Source organism: Gluconobacter sp. Dm-73, assembly GCF_018256215.1.
In the GTDB taxonomy this organism is placed as follows: domain Bacteria; phylum Pseudomonadota; class Alphaproteobacteria; order Acetobacterales; family Acetobacteraceae; genus Gluconobacter; species Gluconobacter cadivus.
Genome location: NZ_JAERLW010000001.1, coordinates 350,043 through 375,832 on the forward strand (window position 1 = coordinate 350,043; position 25,790 = coordinate 375,832).

Here is a 25,790-nt window from a genome sequence, read left to right on the forward strand (position 1 = left end):
ATGGCGAGGGATCTCGACAACACCGGCCTTATGGGGGAACTGCGTCGCATGGCGCGGACTTCCGGCGCGGTCGGCGGTATTGCAGCGCGGATGGCGGGGAACCGTCTGGGCTTCAAGACGGACAAGGGCGTTCATGCAGAGGGCCTGAAGTCTGCGTTGGGGAACCTCAAGGGGCCGCTGATGAAGGCGGCCCAGCTTCTTTCCACCATTCCCGGCGCGCTTCCGGACGAATATGCGGAAGAACTGGCGCATTTGCAGTCCAACGCGCCGCCGATGGGCTGGAGCTTCGTGCGCCGTCGCATGCAGGCAGAGCTTGGGGCGGGTTGGGAAAAGCATTTCCGCTCCTTCAGCCACGAAGCCGTGGCAGCGGCGTCGCTCGGGCAGGTGCACCGGGCGCGTCTGGTCGATGGGCGCGAAGTGGCGTGCAAGTTGCAGTATCCGGACATGCAGGCGGCCGTGGATTCGGATCTGCGGCAGTTCCGGGCTGCACTGGGCATTTACAAGCAGTTCGAGACGACGATCCGTCAGGACGAGGTTTACACCGAACTCGCGGACAGATTGCGCGAGGAACTGGATTACCGGCGGGAAGCAAGCCATCTGCGGCTGTATCGGGACATGCTCTCGGAAACGCCCGAAGTCACGGTTCCGGCTCCGGTGGAGGAACTGTCCACCGGACGGCTGCTGACGATGGACTGGGTAAGCGGGCGCAGTATGCGGGCCGTTCTGGGTGAAAACCTGCCGCTTGAGGATCGCAATGCGATGGCGACGGCGCTGTTCAAGGCCTGGTATACGCCGGTGTATCGCTATGGTGTCATTCACGGTGACCCGCATATGGGCAATTTCACCGTACGGGATGACTACGGCCTGAACCTGTTGGATTTCGGGGCTGTTCGGATTTTCTCGCCGCGCTTTGTGGAAGGGATCATCGACCTGTTCACGGCGCTGCGTGAGAACAACGAAGAGCTGGCGTTCCATGCCTACAGCAAGTGGGGCTTCGTCGGAATCTCGCGTGAAACGGCGGGTATTCTGAATGAATGGGCACGGTTCTTCTACCGTCCACTCATGACAGACCGTGTTTGCTCCATGCAGGAGAGCAACGATCCGGCGGAAGCGCGTCAGGTTCTTGAGAAAGTCTATGACGGTCTCAAGCGCACGGGCGGTGTGAAGCTGCCGCGTGAGTTCGTACTGATGGACCGGTCCGCGATCGGGCTGGGCAGCGCGTTCCTGCGTCTGGAGGCACGGTTGAACTGGCACAATATGTTTGAGGAACTGATCGAGGGCTTCGATGTGAATGTTCTGGCCGCGCGTCAGAAAGAAGCTTTGGAAAAAGCGAAGGTGCCCCCGGCACTGTCTTCACTTTAAAGGGTTCAGTTAAAAAAGGGCGCTTCCTTTGCAGGAAGCGCCTTTTCTGTTTCTGGAGTGCTGATAACGGTTCAGAACTGGGCTGCAATCGTTCCGAAGAATTCGCGCGGCGCTGCGACAAACAGGTTTGCGTTGTCATCGCCAGCAACCGAGGCTGCGCCGTACACGCCGCCGATATAGTTCTGATTGTAGAGATTGGTGATGCCAAAGGACGTCTTCAGGTTCTGGGCAAAGCCGACCTTGCCGAAATCGTAGGCAACATTGAGGTTTGACGTCCAGTAAGCGGGGATTTGCTCGTCGTTGGTGTAGGTCATCTGACGTGCGCTGGTGTACGTCGTGTTGAAGTTGAAGGTTGCGCGATGCCATGTGTAGCTCACGTCAGCCTTATACATGAACTTCGGGTAGTAGACCTGCTGCTTGCCCTTGATGCTGACGTAACCGCCATTATACGGCAGATGCGTGTCTTCGTAGGTGGCATCATTCCAGCTGAAGCTGTTGGTGATGGCCAGACCGGGCAGCGGGCGGAACGTTCCTGCGACGTCTGCGCCGTTCATGGTTTCACGACCCACATTCATGAATGCGCTGTAGGTGTTGCCGGTTGATCCGCTGGTGATGGCGGCAAGGCGGTTATAATAATCGGTGTGGTAGAAATCGGCACTTCCGGAGAAGAAGTGGGAGTTGAAACGGTAGCCGACCACATAGTTCCAGGTCCGCTCCGGACGCAGGGATTTCTTGTTCTCGTCAAAGACGGTCTGTGCCGGGTTGGCCGCGCTTCCAAGACCGGACCAGGGCGATCCGCTGGAACTCTGGGCGGAGTAATCATAAGCGCGCATGTTTTCAGCAATATCGAAATAGACTTCGTGCTGATTCAGGAAATGATAGTCGAAGTTGAAATGCGGAAGGAACGCATTCGCTGCCGTCAGATTACCGGAAGCAGGATGGCTGTAATAGACGCCCCATGAGGACAGCGTGCTTGTGTTGTCGACGCTGGTTCCGCCATGCGTCGTTTGCAGCAGGGAGCGGAAGCCTGCCTCAACGGTCATGCCCGGGATGATGTGGTATGTATCCTGCAAATAGAACTGAAATGTATTGGTGTTAAAGGAGTCTGCCCACCAGGTTGTTCCGTTCTTGAAGTTGGAGATGGAGGAATGCGGTGTATCGACGCCGTCTTCATACATCATCATCGGGTAGTTAAAGCGGTCGTTTTCGTACCAGATGCCGGTTTTGATATCGTTGTTATGACCGGCATGGATATCAAAATTCTGGACAAAACCGAGACGTCGAACGTCGGGATGGCCGGTTTCCATCGCCATGGGAACCTGTGAGGTCGGGGAGGTCAGGAACGGGTTCGTAGCGCTGTAATCGCCGTTCGAGACGTGGGCGTAAGCGATTGTCTTGGATGTGACGTTGGGGAACAGCTGGAACTCACCCGTGATGGCGGAGAGATAGTTCCGCTGGGTCTGGGTGCCGTCGTAAGCGTAATCGCCAATTTCATCGTTGGACAGAACCCCTTCAAGACCAGCCGGGACGCCGCCATTCTGGGCATAATAGGCGTATTCTTTGGCAAGAGCATAATTGGGTTTCAGATAGGTCGTATTGCGCCCCATCTTCTGCCACATGTTCTTGGTCAGGCTGAGATAGTTGTACTGTTCAAAGTTTGAATAGTCGAAAACTGCCGTGATTTTACCACGATCGCCAACGGGCTGGACCAGTTTGAAATTGGCCTGCTGTTCCTGCTGATCGCCATAGCCTTTCCAGAGATCCTGATCGGTCCGGGCATAGGCAGCGTAAAATTTGGTGCCGCTGGAATTCAGCTTGCCACTATCCACACGGCCGAAAGTTCTGAAGCCGTTATAGCTGCCGAAAAGCTGGCTGATCTGACCGCCTGCCTTGTCGGAAGGGTCTGCAGAAGTAAAAGTAATGGCGCCTCCAAGCGTCTGGGCTGATGGCGTGTCCAGTGCGCCTGCGCCCTGAGACATGGTCAGGCTGGTGATGTTTTCCTGAATTTCCATCTGGTCGACACCGAGGCCGTTCCAGTTGTGGAAGCCCTGTCCACCCATCGGGATCCCGTCGAGCGAGACACCGAGTTGGGTCTGATTAAAGCCGCGGACATAGAGGGTGTTAGCGACTGTATCGAGGCCGAAAGCATCATCGGAGGCAAAGTTTGCGCCAGGTGTCGTCAGAGCAAGGATCTGCATCGGGCTGGTGCCGGCGACGAAATGATCCATTGTCTCACGTGTGACGACTTCCACCGCACTATGCGAGCCTCTGCGCTGCGCATGAACCGTCATGTCTTCAGTGCCGGATGCCACTGTTGCATGTTTATGCGTCGGGAGTGCGCGGTGTGTAGGCGTCGTGGTCCTGACGTGGTTTGCATGATGCGGACGTGTTTTGTGCGTAGTGCTGGCGGCCCGGGTCGGGCTGACCAGAAGGCCGATCAATGCGACACCGGATAAAAGATATCGTCCCAAGGCTGACTGCACGAGCGGGTTCCAGTTCCTGTTCATGAAAATTCTGGAATTCACGCTATGTCATCGAATTGAAACACTGCAATATGTTTATTAAACAATAAGTCATAATTCCAGTGGGGCTGGCAAATACATCACATATGAAACGAATTGTTGCGCCGAAGATTTCGGAGAGAATTTTATAAATAAAAAACAATTCGGAATATAATTATCAAATAATGCAACTGAAAATTTATATTATTATCTTATTGGATATTTTTTATTCATTATATGTTGGAGCGGTCGGTAAAAAGCTTTTCGTTTTAGAGATTGCTAGAGGCTGGCCCGTTGGCAAGTCGGGCCTGATCATGACTTTGCGCAATAGAACGTGTCAGAATGTACGGAAAATCAGAAGATTTCCTTGATAAGGTCGTTGCCAATGCTGAACCCTGCGCCGGCTTCGACCGAGCGGGCAAAACCGGAATTGAGGATATCGGAAATGAAATTATTGTCGGGAAGGGTCTGAACCGGTTGGACGGGGATCTGCTGCGTCGGGGCTTGATAGGTTGTTGATGTGCCGTCATCGGGCTGGGCGTTGGACAGGGCTGCGTGAAGCTGCTGCAGAAGATTCGTGACCTGCTGCTGTTCGGCCTGAAAAGCGAGGGCGAGTTCGCGCAGGTCGAGAGACCATTCCCGGGCCTGCATATCACCGCTCTGGACAGCAGTCTGCATCTTGGACCCGAGAGCTTGGAGTGCCTGCGCGGTCTGCTGGGCCTGCTGCTGGAGCTGGATGTAGGTCTGTTCGATCGTTTGGACGTCCATGACGGTTTTTCCTTCAAAGAGACATGGTCGTTGATAACGCCGGACGGCGAGTCTCTCCATCCCTTTCAGCAATAAAATGTCATAAAGATATGCGGGCGAAATGTTGTCCGGAGAGGCCTCTGTGCAGATGCCTCTTGCCCTGTGTCGCGCGGTTTCCCATCTTGCGATGATGGCCAAAAAACCGACCTCTTCCATTCGCAATGCCGCATCCATGCCCCTAACGCAGTTTCTTCCTGAGAGACAGCCCGTCAAACCCAAAACGCGCAGGCTCGTCGTCAAGTCGGATTACAATCCGGCGGGCGATCAGCCGACGGCGATTTCGGAGCTTGTGAAGGGCGTCGAAGACGGCGAGCGGGATCAGGTCCTGCTGGGTGTCACGGGCTCGGGCAAGACGTTCAGCATGGCGAAAGTCATTGAGGCGACGCAGAAGCCGACGCTCATTCTGGCTCCGAATAAGACGCTCGCGGCGCAGCTTTATGGGGAGATGAAGCAGTTCTTTCCGGATAATGCGGTCGAATATTTTGTGTCGTACTACGATTACTATCAGCCGGAGGCCTACGTGCCGCGGTCGGATACGTATATTGAAAAAGACAGCCAGATTAATGAGCAGATCGACCGGATGCGCCATGCGGCCACGCAGGCGCTGCTGGAGCGCAATGACGTCATCATCGTGGCGTCTGTGTCCTGTATCTACGGTATCGGGTCGGTCGAGACATATTCGAAGATGGTCGTGCGACTTGAGGTCGGTGGCTCCATCGATCGCGAACGGCTGATCAAAGCGCTGGTGGAATTGCAGTACCGGCGCAATGATGCGGCGTTCGAGCGTGGGACGTTTCGGGTACGGGGCGAGCAGATCGATATTTTCCCGGTGCAGAACGAGGACCGGGCGTGGCGCGTGTCGCTGTTTGGCGATGAGATCGATCAGATCGTGGAGTTCGATCCGCTGACGGGAAACAAGACGGCGGATCTGGCGGAAATCAGCGTCTATGCGAACTCGCATTACGTAACGCCACGTCCCACGCTCAATCAGGCGATGATCGGGATCAAGAACGAACTTCGCGGGCGGCTCCAGCAGTTCACCGAGGACGGAAAGCTGCTGGAGGCGGAGCGTCTGTCGCAGCGCACCACGTTCGATCTGGAAATGATCGAGACGACGGGTGCGTGTAAGGGGATCGAGAACTACTCACGCTATCTGTCCGGGCGTGGTCCGGGTGATCCGCCGCCGACATTGTTCGAATATCTGCCAGAAGATGCGCTGCTGATCGTGGATGAAAGTCATGTCACGGTGCCGCAGATCGGCGGGATGGAGCGTGGGGACAGGGCGCGGAAAAGCGTGCTGTCAGATTACGGGTTCCGTCTGCCGTCCTGTATCGACAACCGCCCACTGGCGTTTGGGGAGTGGAACGCATTCCGACCGCAGTCGATTTTCGTCTCCGCGACGCCGGGGCCGTGGGAAATGGAGCAGACGGGCGGCGTGTTTGCCGAGCAGATCATTCGTCCGACGGGGCTGATCGATCCGGTGACGGATGTGCGACCTGTCGAAGGGCAGGTCGATGATCTGCTGCATGAATGTCGGGATGCGATCAGCAAGGGCGGGCGTGTGCTCGTGACGACGTTGACCAAGCGGATGGCCGAGGATCTGACCGATTATCTCGGGGAAGCGGGCGTCAAGGTCCGGTATCTGCACTCGGATGTGGATACGCTGGAGCGGATCGAGATCATTCGCGACCTGCGTCTCGGGGCTTTCGATGTGCTGGTGGGGATCAACCTGCTGCGTGAGGGGCTGGATATTCCGGAATGTTCGGTCGTGGCCATTCTAGACGCCGATAAGGAAGGATTCCTTCGGTCCAAGACGTCGCTGATCCAGACGATCGGGCGTGCGGCGCGTAACGTCGATGGGCGTGTGCTGCTGTATGCGGACAAGATGACGGACAGTCTGAAATACGCGATCGAAGAGACGGCGCGGCGTCGGGCCAAGCAGACGGAATGGAACGAGGCGCACGGGATTACGCCGATGACGGTGCGGTCGAAGATCGGCGATGCGCTGTCGTCGGTGTTCGAGCAGGATTATGTGACGGTCGCGCCCGATGGGGCGGGGGATACGGAACAGTTCGTCGGCAAGTCGTTGCCTGCCACGATTCAGGATCTGGAAAAGCGGATGCGGGAGGCCGCGGCCAATCTGGACTTCGAACAGGCCGCCCGACTGCGTGATGAGGTCAAGCGGCTTGAGGCGATTGATATGGGGCTGGAACCGCCGCCGATTGCCAACTCGACCGCTGGACGCCCGGGAGCGCGAAAGGCTCCGAAGACGCCTGTTCCTCTGGGACCGGGCGGGGGCGGCTATGATCCGGCCAAGAAAAAACGCGGTCGGGGAGGCCGCTGAGATGGCTGAGAAAACGCCGCTATCGCATTATCTGTCGCCAAAAGGGGCGTCTGTCATGCGGGCTGAACTGAAGGAGTTGGCGCAAAAGGAACGGCCACGCATTGTGGAAATCGTGTCCTGGGCAGCCAGTAATGGCGATCGTTCGGAGAACGCCGATTATCAGTATGGCAAGCGCAGGCTGCGGGAAATCGACCGGCGGATGCGGTTTCTGGGCAAGCGGCTGGAAAACGCGGTGATTGTCGATCCTGCGGCCCAGACGACGCGAGATCGTGTGTTTTTCGGTGCGACCGTGACCTATGTGGACGAAGATGACGTCGAGCACACGGTGACGATCCTCGGTGTGGACGAGTCCGATCTGGCGCGCGGCGAGGTCAGTCTGGTCTCGCCGGTGGCGCGGGCACTGATGCGGACGCGCATAGGGGATGTTGCGATGTTGCAGACGCCGCGCGGGCCGGTCGAGATCGAAATCGTGAAGATCTCTTATCCCGTGGCGGTAGCTGCCTGACGTATACACGCGCGGCAGGGGCGTGGCTTTGAAAAAGTACGACCTGCGTTTACACAGACTGTTCCACTCCCATTTCCCCGGACCGGAGTTTCCTGATGTCCCGTTCTCTTCGCGTTGCTGTTCAGATGGACCCCCTGGAGTCCGTCAATATTGACGGCGACTCCACGTTTGCGATGATGCTTGAGGCTCAGGCGCGCGGCTATGAACTGTGGGTCTATCCGGTGACGACGCTGAGCCTTGTCGAAGGACAGGGACGGGGTGGGCGTGTTCAGGCGCGGGCAAGGCCGGTTGAAGTCCGGCGTGAGCGTGGCAATCATGCCACGTTCGGCGAAGAGCAGGTTCTGGATCTGGGGCAGACGGATGTGATCCTGATGCGTCAGGATCCGCCGTTCGACATGGGCTACATCACGGCCACGCATATGCTCGAGCACGTGCATGGTGTGGGCGAGGGACGCTCGCTCGTAGTGAACGATCCGGTGGCAGTGCGGAACGCGCCGGAAAAGCTGCTGGTGACTCATTTTCCGCATCTGATGCCCCCGACCCTCGTGACATGGGATACGCGCGAGATTCTGGCGTTCCGCGAAAAATATCACGACCTGATCGTCAAGCCGCTGTTCGGCAATGGTGGGGCCGGGATTTTCCGGATCAAGCCGGATGATGAAAATCTGGGCGCGCTACTGGAGATGCATTTCGCACGTTCGCGTGAACCGCTCATGATCCAGCGTTACGAGCCGGCCGTGCGTCAGGGAGACAAGCGCATCATTCTGGTGGATGGCGAGCCGATCGGTGCGATCAACCGGGTTCCGGCAACGGGAGAGGCGCGCTCGAACATGCATGTCGGCGGCCGGGCCATGAGTGTGGAACTGACGGCGCGTGATCGGGAAATCTGTGAGTCGATCGGGCCATATCTGCGCGACCATGGGCTGATTTTTACAGGAATCGACGTGATCGGGAACTGGCTGACGGAAATCAACGTCACGTCCCCAACCGGTTTGCAGGAACTGGACCGCTTTGATGGCATCAACAGTGCGGGGCTGATCTGGGATGCGATTGAGAGACGCGTTCTGGCGTGAAGTCTGTCGGGGACGGGCTGCCGGTCAGGGCTGTCCGTCCTCTGAAGGAAACCTGTGAGCGAAAGACGTCCGCGGTTCCTCCGGCGGAAGTTCTTTCACCTTGGGGGGCTGGTCCCGGCCGAAACGGTTGCCGAACCACTCCTCAAGATGCTTGCGGAAATACATGAAAAAGATGCTGCCCCAGGCCACGCAAGTGAACGCCACAAGGAAATAGATCAGCACGTTTGTCCTCCTTGGTCTTGTTCACGGCATGGGTTTGAAGGGTCATGCACACTGCGTGTCTTGCCAGATGCCTATCGGGGAGGGCAAGAAGGTGCGAATTGAACATGTTCCGGATAGCTCTGGCCTGCGAAGGCCGGGCGGACAAAGAAGGTCGCATATTACGATGTCCTCAACCCTTTCCCCGCGTTCGGCACTGGACGCGGAAGCCGTCAAGACGGCTTATCGTCGTTGGGCCCGTGTTTATGATACTGTTTTTGGCGGTATTTCGGGTTACGGGCGCAAGAGAGCAGTGGCTGCGGTCAATGCTCTGCCAGGCGAGAGGGTTCTGGAAGTTGGTGTCGGAACGGGGCTGGCCCTGCCGTCCTACTCCCAGAGCAAACGCATCACGGGAATCGATCTTTCCGAAGACATGCTTGAGCGTGCACGGATGCGGGTGCTTCAGGAGCATCTGACGAATGTGGACGATCTGCTGGAAATGGATGCGGAAGCCACAACGTTCGAAGATGACAGCTTCGATATTGCGGTGGCGATGTTTGTGGCCTCCGTTGTCCCGCACCCTGACCGGCTGCTGGCCGAACTCAAGCGCGTCGTGAAGCCAGGTGGGCACATTCTTTTCGTGAACCATTTTCTGGCAACAGGTGGGGTGCGTCTGTCGGTGGAGCGTGGCATGGCCCGGGCGTCGCGGTCGCTGGGCTGGCATCCGGATTTCGCCATTGAGTCGCTCTTGCCGCCGGAAGACCTGCGCCGTGCCACGCTGACGCCGGTTCCGCCTGCGGGGCTGTTTACACTCGTGACATTGCCGCAATGCGAGAGTAAAAGCGACGCAGCAGCCCTGGTCGCCTGATCGGCGTTTGGTTCCGCATGTGTGTCGGCGCCGAGTATTCCGACGCTCGCTGCGGTATTCCTAAGTTCAGGGACCGACTACGCGATCATGACTTATCAGGCCGTCGATACTGCTCCGGATACTGGCTCGGACCGCTCAAGCCGCCGAGTCGGAACATCCTTCATTCTGCTGGCCCTGTTTGCGGGCCTGCTGGGTGGGTCGCTGGCCCTGCCAATTCTCCAGACACATCCCACAAGCGGACAGGCCTTCTGCCACGGTATTCTCATGACGTTCTTCGTCATGTGTCCTGCCGCGCTGGGCGGGTTTGGGCAGTGGCTTCTCCCGGCAGCGCTCGGAACTGACCGGACGGTACTTCGCGGACTGACGCTGGCGGGGTTCGGTTTTCTTTCGGCAGGCGTTGTCCTTCTGCCCCTCCTGCCGTTCGTCGCGATGCTGCTCTGGTCTGCTGGTATTCTGGCCGTAGCGATTGATGTGATTACAACCTGCCTCGAAGGACGAACCTGCCGCTTCAGGGACATGGCCCCGTTGGCATGGTCACTTCTCGCAACGGCATGCAGTGTCGTTCTGGTGGCGCCGGTTCTGGCGGCTGTCGTGACGCGCGGTATGATGGACGGACTGACCACCGACGCTCTCATCGAAACGCTCCATCTGCCTGAAATGGCACTGATGCTGACTCCAGCACTCGGGCTGGTCACGTCGGCCCTTCTGTCACGTTCTGCCCGTGGCGGGGCATCATGGACGGTTGCACCTTATGTGTTCGGCGTGATGGGGATTGGCGGACCGCTGTTCTGGATGGACGGGCTGTATGGGTCTTTGGCATCCGGGGTAGGGGCCAGTCTTGTTCTGGTGACGCAGATCGTGCCGTCAGTGGTGCTGATCGGGGCGCTATGCCGGGATGTGTGGCAGCAGAAGCGTGATTTGGACGGAGCGGCGCTGTGGGCGGTCGGCAGCATCCTGCTGTTTGCGGCGGGATGGCTGTCAGATGGTCTGCCGGGCCATTCAGGCGATCATACGGCCGTGGCGTTTGGTGGGATCATGGCGCTGTGTGGCGGGTTCTATGCCTGGGTTGAGAGGCTTCTCCCCGGTCGGGTGCCTACGCTGCTCAGCCGAGGTCATGCGGGTCTCATGCTTGTGGGCGCGTTTTGTTCAATCGTGCCGGGCGTGATGATTTATGGTGAGGTTCTGATGGGGCTCAGTCTCCTGGCCTTTGGGCTGGTGGGGCTGTTCTTGCTGAGGGAGACCGGGCGTGCCCGGGTCTCGGCATGAGCGATACGACAACACCTCTGGCCCCTTCGGGGGTTTTTTCCGTTCCGGGGAAGGATAATGATCCGTCCCTGCGCGAGTGGCTGGCACTTCTTAAACCGCGTGTGATTTCTCTGGTGGTGTTTACCGGGGCCGCGGGTATGGCCGTGGCGCCGCGTTGGCCGTCCATTCCCATCGGACTGATTACCATCCTGTGCATTTGCATCGGGGCAGGGGCCGCGGGTGCGATCAACATGTGGTATGACCGTGACATCGACGCGATCATGAAGCGAACCGTCGTGCGGCCCATCCCGGACGGGCGGATGCCGGAACAGGCGGCGCTGGTTTATGGCGTCGTGCTGTCGGTTCTGTCTGTCGTTGTGCTCTGGCTCGCGACGAATGCGCTGGCAGCCGGTATTCTGGCGTTTTCGATCTTTTTCTACAGCGTCATTTATACGATGTGGCTCAAGCGGAGCACGCCGCAGAACATCGTAATCGGTGGGGCTGCGGGCGCGTTCCCGCCGATGATCGGCTGGGCTGCAAGCATGAATTCCATGGCGGTTCTGCCGGTCGCAATGTTTGCGATCGTGTTCCTGTGGACGCCGCCGCATTTCTGGTCGCTGTCGCTTTATGCCTGCAAGGATTACGACAAGGCTGGCATTCCGATGCTGCCGGTCGTGAAGGGCGCGCGCCATACGCGGTGGCAGATCCTGATCTATACGTTCATTCTTACGGCGGTATCGTTAGTGCCGACGTTCGTTCATGAAGTCGGGCTGACCTATACGATCGTGACCAGCCTGCTGGATCTGGGCTTCATTCTCTGCGCGTTTCGCGTGCTGATGGACAAGCAGGATGCAACAGGCGTGAGCCTGACGAAGGACAAGCCCGCGCGCTTCGCATTCCGTTACTCGCTGGCTTATCTGTTCCTGCTGTTCTGCGGACTTCTTGTTGACCGGGTTCTGATCGGATGACCATGACGACGAATGTTGATCTTGCCCGCAAGCGCCGGCTCAGCCGGATTACGGGGATTGTCAGCGGCGTGGTGCTGCTGGCCGTGATTTTTTACGTGATTACGCTGACACGGCTTTAAGAAGCGTTCAGGCAATAAAAAGGCCCGGAGTTTTGCTCCGGGCCTTTTTTGTTTGAGGAGCTTTTTCAGCCCGCCTGCTGGATAGCGGAGAGGATCCAGTTGCCCCGTCCATCAGCCCGGACGAAGGTCCAGAGCTCCGTTACGATCACGGGTTCGGTGGAACTGCCGTCAATGACATTGCCCATGGAGTCCGTCGTAACATCCGTCATGGCGTAACGCATGGCAACGGTGGCGTAGGTCAGATTGCCTTCACGCCAGGCTTCGGAGAGGTCACCGCGCTGGAACTGGACGTTGGACACGATGTTCCGTGCGCCACGGCTGGCGAGTTCGGAAAGCTGTGCGTTGAAATAGCCCGTCATTTCCGGAGTGGCCATGCTGGCAAGCGCGCGCATGTTCTGTGCGCTCCAGGCCGCCTGAATGTCGAGCAGAAGCCTCTGGAAGCTCGTATAGTCGTCATTCGTGAGCGTCACGGGTGTGCTGCCGCCGTTATTGCCGAAAGGCGAGGCCCCTGCGGGCATTCCTGTGGAACTGGCGCTCATCTGGTTCTGACGGCGATTGCCGAACAGACGCAGCACAAAAGCAATCAGGCCGCCGATGATCAGGACCTGAAACAGGAAGCCGAAGAACGACGTTCCGCCTGTCATGCCGCCCATCATGCCGTGACCGCTGAGGAGACCGAAAAGCCCCGCGCCCAGAAAGCCGCCCGCAAAGCCGCTCAGGAACGGATGCCGGACCGGATAGGACGGTCTGTAGGCCGGAGCACCGTAACCCGGCATCGGACGGGCCGGAGCGGCATAGCCGGGTGCGCCGCCGTAATTGGGCGAGGGACGCGGGGTTGCGGACTGGTCCATCGGGCGCGCCCAGCCGGGCGTGATGGACGTGCGCGGCGGGGCGCTCCAGGTGTGGGAGCCGCGGCTTCCGATGGAGCTGCCGCCGCCCGGACGCGCATCTGCCGTTCCAAGAAGGCAGAAGACCGCGAAGGCGATGGGGAGAAGTCGAAAATTACGCATCAAAGTCCTGCAATGTTCATGCCGTCGATCCGGATGCTGGGCGCATTCACGCTTTGCCGGAGGATCAGGTCACTGCCCGGAACCATGCGGGCAAACATGTCTTTCAGATTGCCCGCAACCGTGAGTTCGGCGACGGGTTCGGCAATCTCGCCGTTGCGGATCATGAAACCCGAAGCCCCACGGCTGTAATCGCCGGTCAGCATGTTGACCGATGAGCCCATGAGTTCGGTGATCAGGATTCCTTCACTGATATCGGAACGCAGGGCGTCGGAAGAAAGGGTTCCGGCTGCGAGATGAAGATTTGTCACACTTGGGGAAGGCGGAGAGGCGACCCCACGGCTGGCACGACCGTTTGTAGGCATGTTGAGCTGGCGACCGCTGCGGGAATCGAGCAGCCACGTCTGAAGGACGCCATCTGCGATCAGGTCCAGCGGCAGGGCGGCACAGCCCTCGGCATCGAACGGACGGGACGCCGCACCCCGGATGCGGCGCGGATCATCATGCACAATGAGGCCAGCGGAGAGGATCTGCTTGCCAAGGCTGTCTTTGAGGAAGGACGTTCCGCGTGCAATGGCCGCGCCGTTGATAGCGCCAACCAGATGACCAAGCAGTGATGCGGAGACACGCGGGTCGTAGATGACGCTGTAAGTGCCTGTACGGGGGCGGCCGGGATTGATGCGAGCCAGAACCCGCTCGGCAGCTTCGCGGCCGATGATGGTCGGGCTTTCGAGGTCTTCCAGATGTACGGCACTGCGATACGCATAGTCGCGCTGCATCGTTGCCCCTTCGCCAGCAAGAACGCTGGCGCTGGTGGAATGTACAGTGCGGCTATAAGCGCCGAAGAACCCTGCCGAAGTACCGAGTGCGACCGAGGTCCGGCCGTGCCCGGCGGAGGCGCCGTTGGTGTTGGTGATGCCTGCAAAAGACAGCGCAGTATCCTCGGCTTCACGGGCGCGGGTGAGGAGATCGTCCATGCTGGGCGTGGAACTGCATTCGAGGTCCAGCCCGGCAGCATCAAAACGGCCCTGAAGGGCGGATTCTGCGAGGCCGGCATATTGGTCTTCGGGAATGACGAGGGCCATGGCGCAGGCCTGTTCGGCCAGACGGTCGAATTCAGCCTCGTTCAGAACGCTTGTCGAAACCGTGGCGGCCTGTTTGCCGCGAAAGACGCGCAACCCGAGCGCGACGCTTTCGGAGCGCTCGATGCCTTCGGGAACGCCTTTGCGGATCAGGGCGGATTCAGACTCGTCACGGATGAAAATGGCATCCGCGTGATCTGCGCCGTGGCGACGGGCAGCGGCGAGGAGGGCTTCGACGGGCGTTGTGGTCATGCGGCAAGCCTTGCTGTGATGTCCTCCAGAGAGGGCATGGTGCCGACGGGGCCGATTGCGGTGAAGGTCGGCGTGCCGGAGAAAATAGTGCGGGCGACACGCAGGATGTCGGCTTCCGTTACAGCGTCGATTTTCGCAACGGTTTCTGACGTCGGAACCGGGCGGTTATGGACCTGAATCTGGCGGGCAAGCTGTTCACAGCGGCTGCCGGTGCTTTCCAGCGACATCAGGAGCGAGGATTTGAGCTGCGCGCGGGCGCGGGAGAGTTCCGCTTCGCTCAGACCGTCCTGAAGGCGCTTGAGTTCGTCGATCATGACGGGAACAAGTTCGGCAGCCTGATCCTCGCCCGTACCAGCATAGAGGCCGAACAGGCCGCTGTCGCTGAAAGGGGACGCGAAGGAATAGACGCTGTAAACCAGCCCGCGCCGCTCACGGATTTCCTGAAACAGGCGCGAAGACATACCGCCGCCAAGCAGGGTCGCGAGGATCATGACCGCGTAATGGTCGGGGTGCAGGTAGCTGACCGAGGGGAAGCCCATGACGAGATGGGCCTGATCCAGTTCTCGCGTCGTGCGGAGTTCGCCGCCCTCATAGGCCGCGGCACGGGGGCGGGGCGTCTGGTGGGATGGCAGGTCGCGGAAATGCTCCTTCACCAAGTCCACAACGTCCTGATGCTGCAGGTTTCCGGCGGCAGCGATCGTAATGTTGTGGGTCGTGTAGTGCTCGCGCATGTAAGACATGAGCGTGTCGCGCGTCATGGTTGAGACGAGCTCTTCCGAGCCCAGTGTGGGGCGGCCCATGGGCTGTTCGGGGAAGGCGCGTTCCTGAAACTGGTCGAAAATAATGTCGTCGGGGGTGTCGTTGGCCTGACCGATTTCCTGCAGGATCACGCCGCGTTCGCGCTCGATTTCGGCATCGAGGAATGTGCTGTGGGTCAGGATATCACCGATGATATCTACGCCGAGCGCGAGGTCGTTCTTCAGCAGCTTGACGTAATAGGCCGTAGTTTCGCGGGCCGTGTAGGCGTTGATGTAACCGCCCACATTTTCGATGTCTTCGGCGATCTGCGCGGCGGAACGACGCTCGGTGCCCTTGAAGGCCATATGTTCGAGGAAGTGGGAGACGCCGTTATTGGCAGCGGTCTCGTCGCGTGTGCCGATGGAGACGTAAGCTCCGAAAGACACGGTTTCAACGCGGTCCATCCGTTCGGTGATGATGGTCAGGCCGTTATCGAGTCTGGTGACTTCAATCGTATCGGGCATGAGGTTCCGTAATGTCGAAGGAAGGCAGGCTCCCCGGATGGAGAGCCTGTGTTTTTCTGAAGATCAGGCGCGTTTGATGTGAGCGCGGACAGCGTCCTGAAGACCGGCGATCTGACTGTCCATGCACTCGTAACGCTCGGTGCGCTCGAACAGGTCGGACAGGTGCGGCGGCAGTTTGGGATGAATGCCGGTAGCAGAGGTGACGGCATCCGGGAACTTGGCGGGGTGCGCCGTGGCGGCTGCGACCATAGGGATGCCGGGTTCCTGAAAACGCTTACCCACGGCGAGGCCGATCGCGCTGTGCGGGTCTGCGAGATAGAGGCTCTCGTTATAGAACAGGCGCATGGCTTCGCTGTTTTGCTCGTCGGTGAGGGTCATGCCCTCGAAGACGTCCTTCATGCGGGTCCAGGCGTCGTGCGGGACAGCCATGCGGCCGGTCTCGCGGAATTCGCGCATGATGGCGGCGCAGCGCGTGGAATTGCGGTCCAGCAGTTCGAACAGCAGGCGCTCGAAATTGGACGAGACCTGAATGTCCATCGACGGCGAAAGGCTGGGTTCGACAGTACGGACGCTCATGTCGTTGTCGATGACGAAGCGCGTCAGGATGTCGTTACGGTTCGAGCCGATGCAGAGCTTTTTGATGGGAAGGCCCATCTGCTTTGCGGCCCATGCGGCGAGGACATTGCCGAAATTACCGGTCGGAACCGAGAAGGAGACTTCGCGGTCCGGCGCGCCAAGAGCGAGAGCCGCGCGGACATAATACGGGATCTGGGCAGCGATACGGGCCCAGTTGATGGAATTGACAGCCGAGAGCGAGACTTCGTCGCGGAAAGCATGGTCGGCGAACATCGCCTTGACCAGATCCTGACAGGTGTCGAAATCGCCCTCGACGGCAATGTTGAGGATGTTGTCGTCCTGAACGGTCGTCATCTGGCGGCGCTGGACGTCCGAGGTGCGGCCCTTGGGATGCAGGATGACGACGGAGAGGCGTTCGCGGCCGCGGCAGGCTTCGATGGCGGCCGAACCAGTGTCGCCGGAGGTCGCGCCGACGATCGTGACATGGCGGTTGCGCTGGGTCAGGACATGATCGAACAGGCGCCCGAGCATCTGCATCGCCATATCTTTGAAAGCGAGTGTGGGACCGTGGAACAGCTCGAGGGAGTAGAGGTCCTGCTCGACTTCAACCAGCGGGACGACGGCGGCATGGTCGAAACCGGCATAGGCGTCCCGCGTCATGTCGCGCAGAGTGTCGACGTCGATGGCGCCTTCCGTGAAGAGGGCGATGACTTCGGCTGCGAGGTCCGGATAGGAGAGTGCGCGCCATTCACGCAGGGTCTGCGGGCTGATCTTCGGCCAGCTCTCCGGCATGTAAAGACCGCCGTCTCCCGCAAGGCCAGCGAGAAGGATGTCAGAGAAATTCGGAGCGTCGGCGGTCAGCTCGCCGCGGGTCGATCGGTAGCGCATGGGGGATTTTATATCACGTCCTGTCAGGGCAAGGCGATGCGAAGAATGTGCGTTTTGCCATCTTCCGTGGCGAGTACGGCCATCTGGTGGCTGTCGGAGACTGCGGGCGCGTCTGCATCATAAAGACGAGGGTCTGTCAGTATCCGCAGGGGAATACGGTCAGTGCCGAATTTCAGCATGCTGCCACCTGTGATGTCGGAGAGGTAAAATATGTTGTCCGGCGTCAGGGTCTCGCCGCCGATGCCAGGGGTTGTCCGCCATTCAGTAATGCCGTCAAGCTGCTCGACGGGGGTAAACTCCGTGTCGGTCAGCAGAGCGGTGTCAATGCGGGACATCGGGCCGCAGGCGGGTTGATAGAACAGCCACTGGCCTTTTGCATCCAGAAGCAGGAAGCGCACATTGCCACCTGCCATGGGGCGGCCATCTGGTCCCATCCGGGGCTGGCCAGCGCGCAGGAGCGGATGACGCCCGGTGAGAGAAGGATCATAGGACAGGAAACGCTTTGCGTTGCCAGTCTTGAGATCAACCGCGACGAGAGCAGGTTTGCCTTCGTCGGCCAGATAGGCCTGCGTGCCGTGAACCTGAAGCGCGACAAGATTGCTGCCCGCAATCGCGGCACCTGTTAGCGGGAGGCGGGACTGGGCCGCTCCATCCGGGGACATGCGGATGAGGGTGGGAGTTTTCTCTGTCGAAAGACCCCACAAATCATCGCCTGAGGTCGCAAGCGCGCTCAGCGGTTCGGTGGGAACGTCAGGGCCGGACAAGGGAGTCGGCGTGTTGGTGGCGTCGATCCGGACGGGATGTCCGCTGGCATCAAGAGCGAGATAGGTTCCGTTCTTACCTGCAAGCAGCGCGGTGGATCGAAGGCCGGGGAGTGCTGCGTCGGCTGTAATGGAAGCCTGAGTGGGAGAGTCCTGCCAGGGGTGATCCGCTCTGGCGGGAGAGGCGCTCAAGGCCAGTGCCGCCAGCCCTGTTGCGGCGGCGACGTGCAGGAGACGGGTTTTCATAAGACTGACATTGCCTTGCCGGACGCATTTGGCAAGGATGAAGTGGACTCAGGAGTTCGCTTCGGTTTTTTGTTTGAGAGTTTTCTGAGGCACCGGAAGCGGCCCCTGACCATCAGAAATCGGGCTCTTTATCGGTCCAGCAGCATTGCTAAGCGCGGACGGGGCAGGCTTGGGATTGGAGAGCCAGGGAGAGAGTTCCTGTTCAATCGGGAACAGGACTGCGGCGTGCATGAGCAGCGCGGCTTCGACGGTCAGGCATTCGATGGACCAGCGATTGTCTGGCATACGGGAGATATAGTGGCCGGAAGCTGTACGGCGTACTTCAATGGGGAATGTGCGGGTGGTCATTCCCTGCCGGACAGTCGCGTACACCAAGCCCGGCACAGGACCGGTTCGTTGCTCAAGATGCATTGCTGAAAAACCTCTGCTTCTGTCTCGGACTTACAATATTGACCAGAGAATCGTGAAAACTTCGTTAACACTATCTTTGGGAATTTTTAGGATTTTCCGGAGCACGAAGAATTGATGACAGTGCTATTTTCTTCTGACCCCACAGAAACTGCTTTCGCTTGTTTCGACGCAGGAGACCTCTCAGGCGCGGAGGAGGGCTTTCGCGTCATTCTGACCACCGAACCGGGCCAGCCGGATGCTCTGCACGGTATGGCGTGTCTCGCCCGAGCCCGCGGGCAAAGTGCTACAGCAGTCGCCTTGATGGGGCGTGCCTTGCAGAAATCCGCTGTTTCTCCCGATCGCAGGGCACGGATGCACATAACGCTGGGCTTGGCCTTGCTTGAACAGGGTCATACTGAGGCGGCGCGGGCAGCATTGCATGTGTCCGTACTATTACAGCCTGCCGATCCGCGTGCTCACGCTGCGCTTGCGGAGGCCCTTGCAGGGCTGGGGCGTCGAGGCGAAGCGCGGGAGGCTTTGCAGAAAGCAGCGGATCTGCTGGCAGATAAAAGTAATGTGAGAACCCGAATCGGGGAACTTTTTCTCGATGACGGTTTGGTGATGCAGGCGGTCGGAGAGTTCCGGCAGGTCGTGCGCGACAGGCCCGGTGACGGCGCAGCACTGGCCAATCTGGGTGCCGCTCTTTTCGCTGGAAATGCTTTCGATGAAGCAGGAGACGTTCTGTTGCGGGCCTGTGAACTTGGGGCTGGGACTGCGGAGACACTTAACAGTCTGGGCCTTGTGCAGATGGTGCGGGGCGAGCTTGCGGCGGCGTGCAGCACATTAGGCCGGGCGTTGGAGTTACGTCCTTCGGATGCACGGATTGCCAACAATCTTGGCACGATCCTGATGGAAATTGGGCGCTTGGAGGATGCGGACGCTCTGTTCCAAATGATCATGGCCCGTGAAGCAGGGGAAGAAGCCGAGAGGGCGCGTTTCAACCGGGCAACCGTTTTGTTGGGACAGGGACGGTTTGTGGAAGGCTGGCGGGACTTTGAAAGCCGCCGCTCGCTTCTGGGGCTGGTTTCGGACAGTCCACAATGGGATGGCTCGGCGGGAGAGGAGCCTGTTGCAGTTTTGGGGGAGCAGGGACTGGGCGACGAGGTCCAGTTCCTGCGGTTTCTGATACAGGCGGCGCGGCTTCGTCCGTTGCGTCTGCGGTTCCGCACGTCGGCGCTGGCGGGACTGATGCCAGACCTGGATCAGGGGCGGATTCTACCAGCGGAAGGGCCTGTGGCGGCGGAGATCAGCCTGTTAAGTCTGCCGACTGTTCTGGAGCTTGAAGCGCCACCTTCTGCTGAGCCCTATCTTGCGGTTGGAGAGAAGCCTGAAGCAGGGCGCATCGGACTCTGCTGGTCGGGAAATCCGTTCTACCGTTTTGATCGCAGACGCTCGGTTCCGGCTGAATGTCTGGAGGCTTTGCAACAGGTTTCCGGGATACGGTTTGTGGCGCTTCAGCCCGGCGATGCGCCGGAATGGATGGAGCGCGTGCCGCTTGAGACTTCTGAAGATCTGGCGCGGGAAGTGTGGCGATGTGCGCTGGTGATCAGTGTGGATACGCTCGTGGCGCATATGGCAGGAGCATTGGGGCGTCCGCTCTGGCTGCTGAACCGTGAAGGCGGGGACTGGCGCTGGAAAGACGTGAACTGGTACCGCGATGTCCGTCAGTTCCGCCCGCCCGTTGGAGCAGGCATCGCTGAAGGATGGTCGGTTGTGCTGGAGGACGTGGCAGCGGCGCTCAGTTTGCGTGAGCGCTGACCGGAGGGCTTGTGAGGGACGCCAGCAGGGTTTCGCGCAAGCGGGCAAGGCGGACCGGATCGGTGATTTTCAGGCCCAGCAGGTCCCGCACATAAAAGACGTCCACGGCGCGCATGCCGTAGGTCGTAATATGGGCCGAGGAAATCTGGAGGGACTGGCTGCTAAGCGTTGATGTGATGTCGTGCAGCAGGCCGGGACGGTCGCGACCGTTGACCTCGATAACGGTATGACGGTCCGAAGCCGTGTTGTCGATGACGACGCGGGGTGGGACGTGAATGGCGCGCATTCGGCGCGAAGTGCTGTGATGGCTGGCGTCTTCAATGCCCTTGCGGATGTCGAGACGGCCCGACAGTGCTTGTTCCACGAGATGGTTGAGGCGCCCGAGTTGGTGAGGCTCCTCGAAGGAGCAGCCTTCGCCGTCCTGCACCCAGAATGTGTCGAGCGCCATACCATCGCTGAGAGTGTGAATACGGGCGTCCACGATGGAGGCCCCGGCGACCGCAAGGGCCCCCGCAATCTGTGAGAACAGGCCCGGATGGTCGGCGCAGAGGACGGTGAGTTCGGTAACACCGCGTTCGGGGATCGGGAAGGCTTCGACCGTCACAGGAGAGCGATATCGGTCCGAATCGTGGACCATGCGGGCGTGGCGCATCTGGGTATCGGTGTCGAAGCCGAGCCAGTAGCTCGGGTAGCCGAGTTCCAGAAAGCGTTCGATGCTACTTTCAGGCAGCGTGCCAGTGAGGCCATCCCGGGCGAGGTCCCGGGCATGGTTGACGCGGCTGTCGCGCTCGGTGGCAGCCAGTCCGCCTTCCAGAACCTCGGCAACGCGGGAGAAAAGCTCGCGCAGAAGCGTCGCTTTCCAGGCGTTCCAGACCTTCGGGCTGACGGCGCGCATGTCGGCGATGGTCAGCAGAAGCAGCAGGCGCAGACGTTCGGGAGACTGAATGGTGTCGGCGAGGTCGAGAATCGTGCGGGGATCGTCGATGTCGCGGGTGAAGGCGGTCTGGGAAAGCAGGAGGTGATGCAGGACCAGCCAGGAGACGGTGTCGGTTTCTTCGGGGTCCAGCCCGAGCTGCGGACAGATCGTCAACGCAAGATCGGCCCCGATTTCGGAATGATCGCCGCCGCGTCCCTTGCCAATATCGTGGAGTAGAACCGCGACGTAGAGTGCACGGCGGGAGCGGAGATCGCTGGCCAGTGTATAAGCCAATGGGATTTCGTCCGCCATGCGACCGGCTTCGATCTGACCCATCATGCGAACGGCTTCGACGATATGCTCATCGACCGTATAGATATGATAGCTGTCGAACTGCATCTGCCCGACAACACGGGACCAGTCCGGCAGGAGGCGACCGAGAAGGCCGGTTTCGTTCAGGATCGGGAGCCAGAACGGAACGGCTTTCGTGTCGTCCGCACTCGGCTCGCAGAGCAGGTCCAGAAAGATTTTTGCAGTCTCGGGATCGTCACGCAGGGTCACGGCATGGCGTTCGTTGCGGATGATCTGCTGCATCGCGATGGGATGCAGCGGCAGGTCGTGACGACGGCCGCAATCGAGCAGGCGGAACATCTCGCGGGGCTCGTCTGCGAACGTGACGGGCTCGATCGGACAGATGCGTCCGGCGATGGTCTGAAACTCTTCGGGGCCGGGAACGATTTTGGGCGGCTCGCCGGTGGTCTGATCCTGAAGATGCATCAGCACAACGGGTTGAAGCACGCTGGTCAGGCGCATGACATCACGGGCGGTCAGGAAGTAATGCCGCATGAAGCGTTCAACACCGCGCTGTCGGCCGTGCGTTGCATACCCCATACGACCGCCGATAACGGGCTGGACATCGAAGGTCAGGCGTTCTTCCGCGCGGCCGGTGATGTAGTGCAGATGCAGACGGACGGTCCACAGGAAGTCCCATGAGCGTCGGGCGCGATGGGCTTCACGCTCCGTCAGCAGGCCGAAAGACGCGAAAGATGGCGTCTGGGGGGCTTCGGCAGGGCGGCCATTATGTTCCGGAGTCGAGACGGCACAGCCCAAAGCGGCACGACCCATCCAGTTCAGGGTTTGCAGGTCCCGCAGGCCACCTCGGCCTTCCTTGATGTTGGGCTCGACCATGTAGGGGTTGTCGCCAAAGCGGCGGTGACGCTGCTCGCGTTCGCCGATCTTGCCCATGACGAAGTCGCACAGACGGTCGTTCTGGAGGTCGGCGCCCAGAGCGCAGCGCAGATTGCGGGCGAGGGCGCGATCACCATGCAGGAAGCGCAGGTCCAGCAGGGCGGTGCGGATCGTCAGGTCGGTATCGGCATCGCGGACGCATTCGGCGATGGAGCGCGTGGCATGACCGACGCGCAGACCGAGATCCCACAGGGCGTAAAGAATGAACTCGATCCGGGCCGTCATGGCGGCAGAGGGATCGCCGGGGATCAGAAACAGGATGTCGATGTCGCTGAAGGGGGCGAGCAGGCCCGCGCCGTAGCCACCGGTGGCGCAAAGGCAGAGCGTTTCGCTGGAAGAGCCGTGTTTCTGTGCAGCGAGATCGGCCAGAGCGCAGACCATGTCGTCGGCCTGATGGGCGAGCGCACGGGCGGCATCGATTCCCGAGATCCGGCGCTTTTCAAACTGATAGCGGACGGAGGCGTTCCCGCTGCCGAGATGCCGGCGCAGGATCGAAAGCACGGCTTCGCGGCTTGTCTGACCCTGTTCCGCAGCCGTATCGAGAGCGCTCTGCAGGGAGGAGGCCGGGTCATACGGGAGGGGGGCGGTTCGGTCAGACAGGGGCTTATCCGTATCGTCAGCGAAGGAAAGAGGGAGAGTTTCGCCCCAGAAAGAGTTTTCTTTCAAGTGCCGTTTCCTGAGGCAAGGCGTTTCAAAGAATATAACGCATCCAGCGCGTCCCGTGGAGAGAGATCGTCGGGGTTCAAGGCGCGGAGTGCGTCCTCCAGCGGAGTGGGTGCGGGAGGTGTGGCAGGCGCAGCCGACTCTGGTTCCGCAACCGCTTCAAACAGCGGTAGAGACGATCGGGAATCGGCCTGTTCGCGCTCGAACTGGGTCAGAAGACGGCTGGCACGGTTGATGACTGAGGCCGGGATTCCCGCCAGTTTTGCGACATGTAGCCCCCAGCTCTTGCGGGCGGCACCGGGGCGGACTTCGTGCTGGAAGATGACCTCGCCGCGCCATTCCTTCACGGCCATCGTGTAAGGCGCGAGGCGGGGTAGGAAGTCGGTCAGCGCGCCGAGTTCATGGAAATGTGTGGCAAAGATTGTCCGCGAGCCAAGCTGTGTGTGCAGGGCTTCGAGCGTGGCCCATGCGATGGACAGACCGTCGAGGGTTGCGGTGCCCCGTCCGATCTCGTCCACGACGACAAGCGATTTCGGTCCGGCCTGATTGAGAATCGCGGCCGTCTCGGTCATTTCGACCATGAAGGTGGAGCGGCCCCGGGCAAGATCATCCGCTCCGCCAACGCGGGAGAACAGACGGTCCACGACACCGATCTGCGCGGATTTTGCCGGGACAGGCAACCCCGCCTGAGCGAGAATCACAGCCAGTGCCGTCTGGCGCAGGAAGGTCGATTTACCCGCCATGTTCGGCCCCGTCAGCAACATGGCGCGGTGTTCGGGGGGGAGGGCACAGTCATTGGGGATGAAGCGGGCATCCGCGCTTCCCGACTCGGCCAGTGCTGCTTCCACAACCGGATGTCGGCAGGCAACGAGCGCAAATTCCGTGCCGTCCGTGACGACGGGACGGCACCATGATCCGCCTTCCGCGAGCAGGCCGCAGGAGCGCAGGACGTCAGCGAGGGCGAGGAACTCCGCCACTTCATCGAGAGCCGGGGTTTGGAGAATGCGGGCGCAGAGCTCGGCGAAGATGCGGCGTTCCAGCGCAGAGGCTCTGTCGGCGGCTTCGAGGATCGCACGATCCAGACCGGCAAGCTCTTCGGTGGAGAAGCGGGCGAGACTGGCAGTCCCTTGGCGGAACGAGAGTTCGGGGTTGTCGCGCAGTTTCGCGCCAGCCGCGGACGGGACTTCGATGACGTAGCCAAGCTGGGCGTGGTGTTTGATTTTCAACGTCGTGACGCCGAATTTTTCGGACAGTTCGCCCTGCATGGCGGCGATGATGCGGCGGCTTTCGTCACGCAGGCCACGATAACGGTCCAGTTCCGTATTGTAGCCGGGTGCGATGAAGCCGCCGTCTTCGATGCGGGCGGGCAGGGTGTCGGCGACAGCAGCCTGAAGCTGCTCCAGTAAGGTATCGGCGCGGCCGTACAGACCAGCGGTGAGTGTACGGATCAGCGTGGGCGTTGACGCATCGCAGACGGGCTGGAACAGGGCCGTTATGTCGTTGGCGGCGATCAGCGTGTCGCGGATCGCGGCGAGATCGCGCGGCTGCCCGCGCCCAGCGGAGATGCGGCCAAGGGCACGGGCAGGATCGGGCGTGCGGCGCAGAATATCGCCTAACGCACTGGACAGGTCGGGAATAGACTGGAGCCAGAGCCAGCCATTCTGGCGATCCGTGATGGTGGTGGCATCCGTCAGCGGAGAGGCGAGCCACTGGGCCAGAAGGCGCGAACCTGCGGCTGTAGCGGTGCGGGTGACAGCGCCGAGAAGGCTGTGTTTCGTCTCGCCGTCACGGGTGCGGAGAATGTCGAGGCTGGCGCGGGTGGCGGGATCAATGCCCAGCACACCGTCCGTGCCCTGCGGAATGGGACGCGATAGGCGCGGGAGCGCTCCGGCCTGACTGCGTTGGACGTAGTTCAGGGCAATGGCGCAGGCAACGGCCTGTTCGGGCGGAAAGTCCCCGAGGGCATCGATCTGGGCAACGCCATAGGCGCGGGCGACGAGGGTGCGGGCGCTGTCGAGCGTGGGCGGGACGGCGACGGGGGCCAGTCGGTTCGCATGGTCGGGCGGGATGAGGTCCGGTTCGGACAGGATTTCGGCGGGGTCCAGCCTTGCCAGAAGTTCCGGCAAAGCGGCATCGCTGACCGAAGCCGTTTCGAAGGCGCCAGTGGAAATATCGATCCAGGCCGCGCCGATCGTTTTCGCGCGTTTTTCAGGACTGCGGGCGAGGGCGAGCAGGAGATTGGCGCGTCCGGCTTCGAGCAGTTCGTCTTCGGTCAGGGTGCCGGGGGTGACGACACGGACGATGGCACGGGCGAGCGGGCCTTTCTGGGGCTTCTCGCCCTTTTTCGGCGGGGTCTGCGTCTGTTCAGCGACGGCGACGCGAAAGCCGCGACGGATCAGCCGCGAGAGATAGGCCGGGGCGGCCGCGACCGGGACGCCACACATGGGGATCGGCTCGCCCTGATGCGTTCCGCGTGCTGTCAGTGCGATGTCGAGCGCCATGGCGGCCGCCTGTGCGTCGGCAAAGAACAGCTCGTAGAAATCGCCCATGCGGAAAAACAGCAGGGCATCGGGTTCGCGGTGTTTGAGATCGAACCACTGGGCCATCGCAGGGCTGGCGTTTTCGGCGGTAGGCAGGGGCATGAAGGTGCCGATGGGTCCGGTCTCCGGGTTGTCAGGTCGGGGAAGGGGA

19 protein-coding genes are annotated in these 25,790 nt (G+C 60.4%); 8 read left to right on the top strand and 11 right to left on the bottom strand.

Translation table 11 applies throughout. The features are described 5' to 3' along the window. Window positions 1-1,362 carry an AarF/ABC1/UbiB kinase family protein gene (locus tag JK176_RS01670; RefSeq protein ID WP_211586073.1) on the top strand — a complete coding sequence of 454 codons (1,362 nt, stop codon included), beginning with the start codon at window positions 1-3 and terminating at the stop codon, window positions 1,360-1,362. Between the two features lie 71 nt (window positions 1,363-1,433). On the opposite strand, the gene JK176_RS01675 is transcribed toward JK176_RS01670, so the two are convergent. Further along, window positions 1,434-3,653 (bottom strand): TonB-dependent receptor domain-containing protein, encoded by a 2,220-nt coding sequence (locus JK176_RS01675; RefSeq protein ID WP_228125371.1) that lies wholly within the window; start codon window positions 3,651-3,653, stop codon window positions 1,434-1,436. Window positions 3,654-4,217: 564 nt separating this feature from the next. Next, a complete protein-coding gene (locus tag JK176_RS01680; protein WP_211586074.1) occupies window positions 4,218-4,631 on the bottom strand; it encodes a hypothetical protein in 414 nt (137 codons plus the stop codon). Window positions 4,632-4,800: 169 nt separating this feature from the next. On the opposite strand from JK176_RS01680, the gene uvrB reads away from it, so the two are divergent. The 3 genes from uvrB to gshB all read left to right on the top strand — a co-directional run bounded on the left by uvrB (window position 4,801) and on the right by gshB (window position 8,592). Next, the gene (uvrB, locus tag JK176_RS01685) at window positions 4,801-7,014 is read left to right on the top strand and encodes an excinuclease ABC subunit UvrB (protein WP_283091952.1); all 2,214 of its coding nucleotides are present in this window, start codon (window positions 4,801-4,803) and stop codon (window positions 7,012-7,014) included. Window position 7,015: 1 nt separating this feature from the next. Then, on the top strand, window positions 7,016-7,519 hold the full coding sequence (greB, locus tag JK176_RS01690) for a transcription elongation factor GreB (RefSeq protein WP_211586076.1): 504 nt from the start codon (window positions 7,016-7,018) through the stop codon (window positions 7,517-7,519). A 95-nt stretch (window positions 7,520-7,614) separates the two neighbouring features. Continuing rightward, window positions 7,615-8,592: a glutathione synthase gene (gene gshB, locus JK176_RS01695; RefSeq protein ID WP_211586078.1), complete on the top strand. Its 978-nt coding sequence runs from the start codon at window positions 7,615-7,617 to the stop codon at window positions 8,590-8,592. Window positions 8,593-8,616: 24 nt separating this feature from the next. On the opposite strand, the gene JK176_RS01700 is transcribed toward gshB, so the two are convergent. After that, the gene (locus JK176_RS01700; RefSeq protein ID WP_211586080.1) at window positions 8,617-8,814 is read right to left on the bottom strand and encodes a hypothetical protein; all 198 of its coding nucleotides are present in this window, start codon (window positions 8,812-8,814) and stop codon (window positions 8,617-8,619) included. A 163-nt stretch (window positions 8,815-8,977) separates the two neighbouring features. On the opposite strand from JK176_RS01700, the gene JK176_RS01705 reads away from it, so the two are divergent. The 3 genes from JK176_RS01705 (at window position 8,978) to JK176_RS01715 (ending at window position 11,871) form a co-directional block, all read left to right on the top strand. Further along, window positions 8,978-9,658 (top strand): class I SAM-dependent methyltransferase, encoded by a 681-nt coding sequence (locus JK176_RS01705; protein WP_211563105.1) that lies wholly within the window; start codon window positions 8,978-8,980, stop codon window positions 9,656-9,658. A gap of 87 nt (window positions 9,659-9,745) precedes the next feature. Next, entirely contained in the window at window positions 9,746-10,924 is a 1,179-nt protein-coding gene (locus JK176_RS01710) for a cbb3-type cytochrome c oxidase subunit I (RefSeq protein WP_211586081.1), read from the top strand. Further along, complete coding sequence (locus tag JK176_RS01715; RefSeq protein WP_211586082.1) at window positions 10,921-11,871, top strand: heme o synthase; 951 nt, start codon at window positions 10,921-10,923, stop codon at window positions 11,869-11,871. Before JK176_RS01710 ends, JK176_RS01715 begins: the two co-directional genes overlap by 4 nt. A gap of 184 nt (window positions 11,872-12,055) precedes the next feature. On the opposite strand, the gene JK176_RS01720 is transcribed toward JK176_RS01715, so the two are convergent. From JK176_RS01720 to JK176_RS01745, 6 genes are all read right to left on the bottom strand, one after another. Next, window positions 12,056-13,000 (bottom strand): TIM44-like domain-containing protein, encoded by a 945-nt coding sequence (locus tag JK176_RS01720; RefSeq protein ID WP_211586083.1) that lies wholly within the window; start codon window positions 12,998-13,000, stop codon window positions 12,056-12,058. Further along, window positions 13,000-14,331 (bottom strand): TldD/PmbA family protein, encoded by a 1,332-nt coding sequence (locus JK176_RS01725; RefSeq protein WP_211586084.1) that lies wholly within the window; start codon window positions 14,329-14,331, stop codon window positions 13,000-13,002. Before JK176_RS01725 ends, JK176_RS01720 begins: the two co-directional genes overlap by 1 nt. Next, on the bottom strand, window positions 14,328-15,593 hold the full coding sequence (locus JK176_RS01730; protein ID WP_211586086.1) for a pitrilysin family protein: 1,266 nt from the start codon (window positions 15,591-15,593) through the stop codon (window positions 14,328-14,330). The genes JK176_RS01725 and JK176_RS01730 overlap by 4 nt, the downstream gene beginning before the upstream one ends. A gap of 63 nt (window positions 15,594-15,656) precedes the next feature. Continuing rightward, on the bottom strand, window positions 15,657-17,057 hold the full coding sequence (thrC, locus tag JK176_RS01735) for a threonine synthase (protein ID WP_211586088.1): 1,401 nt from the start codon (window positions 17,055-17,057) through the stop codon (window positions 15,657-15,659). 23 nt (window positions 17,058-17,080) lie between these two features. Beyond that, window positions 17,081-18,064, bottom strand: coding sequence for a hypothetical protein (locus JK176_RS01740; RefSeq protein ID WP_211586089.1), 984 nt, complete (start codon window positions 18,062-18,064; stop codon window positions 17,081-17,083). A gap of 48 nt (window positions 18,065-18,112) precedes the next feature. Then, window positions 18,113-18,412 carry a hypothetical protein gene (locus tag JK176_RS01745; RefSeq protein WP_249194094.1) on the bottom strand — a complete coding sequence of 100 codons (300 nt, stop codon included), beginning with the start codon at window positions 18,410-18,412 and terminating at the stop codon, window positions 18,113-18,115. A 177-nt stretch (window positions 18,413-18,589) separates the two neighbouring features. Between JK176_RS01745 and JK176_RS01750 the strand changes: the two genes are divergently transcribed. Beyond that, window positions 18,590-20,272 (top strand): lipopolysaccharide assembly protein LapB, encoded by a 1,683-nt coding sequence (locus JK176_RS01750; RefSeq protein ID WP_211586091.1) that lies wholly within the window; start codon window positions 18,590-18,592, stop codon window positions 20,270-20,272. On the opposite strand, the gene JK176_RS01755 is transcribed toward JK176_RS01750, so the two are convergent. Then, the gene (locus tag JK176_RS01755) at window positions 20,253-23,102 is read right to left on the bottom strand and encodes a [protein-PII] uridylyltransferase (protein ID WP_211586092.1); all 2,850 of its coding nucleotides are present in this window, start codon (window positions 23,100-23,102) and stop codon (window positions 20,253-20,255) included. The two genes, JK176_RS01750 and JK176_RS01755, sit on opposite strands and share 20 nt — an antisense overlap. Then, window positions 23,099-25,741, bottom strand: a complete 2,643-nt coding sequence (gene mutS, locus JK176_RS01760) for a DNA mismatch repair protein MutS (protein ID WP_211586093.1) — start codon at window positions 25,739-25,741, stop codon at window positions 23,099-23,101. Before mutS ends, JK176_RS01755 begins: the two co-directional genes overlap by 4 nt. Window positions 25,742-25,790: the final 49 nt, after the last annotated feature.

Excerpts from the sequence above, each read along its gene's own strand:
- uvrB (WP_283091952.1), top strand. The coding sequence starts at position 4,801 with ATGGCCAAAAAACCGACCTCTTCCATTCGCAATGCCGCATCCATGCCC.
- mutS (WP_211586093.1), bottom strand. The coding sequence starts at position 25,741 with ATGCCCCTGCCTACCGCCGAAAACGCCAGCCCTGCGATGGCCCAGTGG.
- JK176_RS01675 (WP_228125371.1), bottom strand. The coding sequence starts at position 3,653 with ATGACGGTTCATGCGCAGCGCAGAGGCTCGCATAGTGCGGTGGAAGTC.
- JK176_RS01750 (WP_211586091.1), top strand. The coding sequence starts at position 18,590 with ATGACAGTGCTATTTTCTTCTGACCCCACAGAAACTGCTTTCGCTTGT.
- JK176_RS01715 (WP_211586082.1), top strand. The coding sequence starts at position 10,921 with ATGAGCGATACGACAACACCTCTGGCCCCTTCGGGGGTTTTTTCCGTT.
- gshB (WP_211586078.1), top strand. The coding sequence starts at position 7,615 with ATGTCCCGTTCTCTTCGCGTTGCTGTTCAGATGGACCCCCTGGAGTCC.
- JK176_RS01710 (WP_211586081.1), top strand. The coding sequence starts at position 9,746 with ATGACTTATCAGGCCGTCGATACTGCTCCGGATACTGGCTCGGACCGC.
- JK176_RS01680 (WP_211586074.1), bottom strand. The coding sequence starts at position 4,631 with ATGGACGTCCAAACGATCGAACAGACCTACATCCAGCTCCAGCAGCAG.
- JK176_RS01720 (WP_211586083.1), bottom strand. The coding sequence starts at position 13,000 with ATGCGTAATTTTCGACTTCTCCCCATCGCCTTCGCGGTCTTCTGCCTT.
- JK176_RS01670 (WP_211586073.1), top strand. The coding sequence starts at position 1 with ATGGCGAGGGATCTCGACAACACCGGCCTTATGGGGGAACTGCGTCGC.
- JK176_RS01745 (WP_249194094.1), bottom strand. The coding sequence starts at position 18,412 with ATGACCACCCGCACATTCCCCATTGAAGTACGCCGTACAGCTTCCGGC.
- JK176_RS01740 (WP_211586089.1), bottom strand. The coding sequence starts at position 18,064 with ATGAAAACCCGTCTCCTGCACGTCGCCGCCGCAACAGGGCTGGCGGCA.
- JK176_RS01725 (WP_211586084.1), bottom strand. The coding sequence starts at position 14,331 with ATGACCACAACGCCCGTCGAAGCCCTCCTCGCCGCTGCCCGTCGCCAC.
- thrC (WP_211586088.1), bottom strand. The coding sequence starts at position 17,057 with ATGCGCTACCGATCGACCCGCGGCGAGCTGACCGCCGACGCTCCGAAT.
- JK176_RS01705 (WP_211563105.1), top strand. The coding sequence starts at position 8,978 with ATGTCCTCAACCCTTTCCCCGCGTTCGGCACTGGACGCGGAAGCCGTC.
- JK176_RS01730 (WP_211586086.1), bottom strand. The coding sequence starts at position 15,593 with ATGCCCGATACGATTGAAGTCACCAGACTCGATAACGGCCTGACCATC.
- greB (WP_211586076.1), top strand. The coding sequence starts at position 7,016 with ATGGCTGAGAAAACGCCGCTATCGCATTATCTGTCGCCAAAAGGGGCG.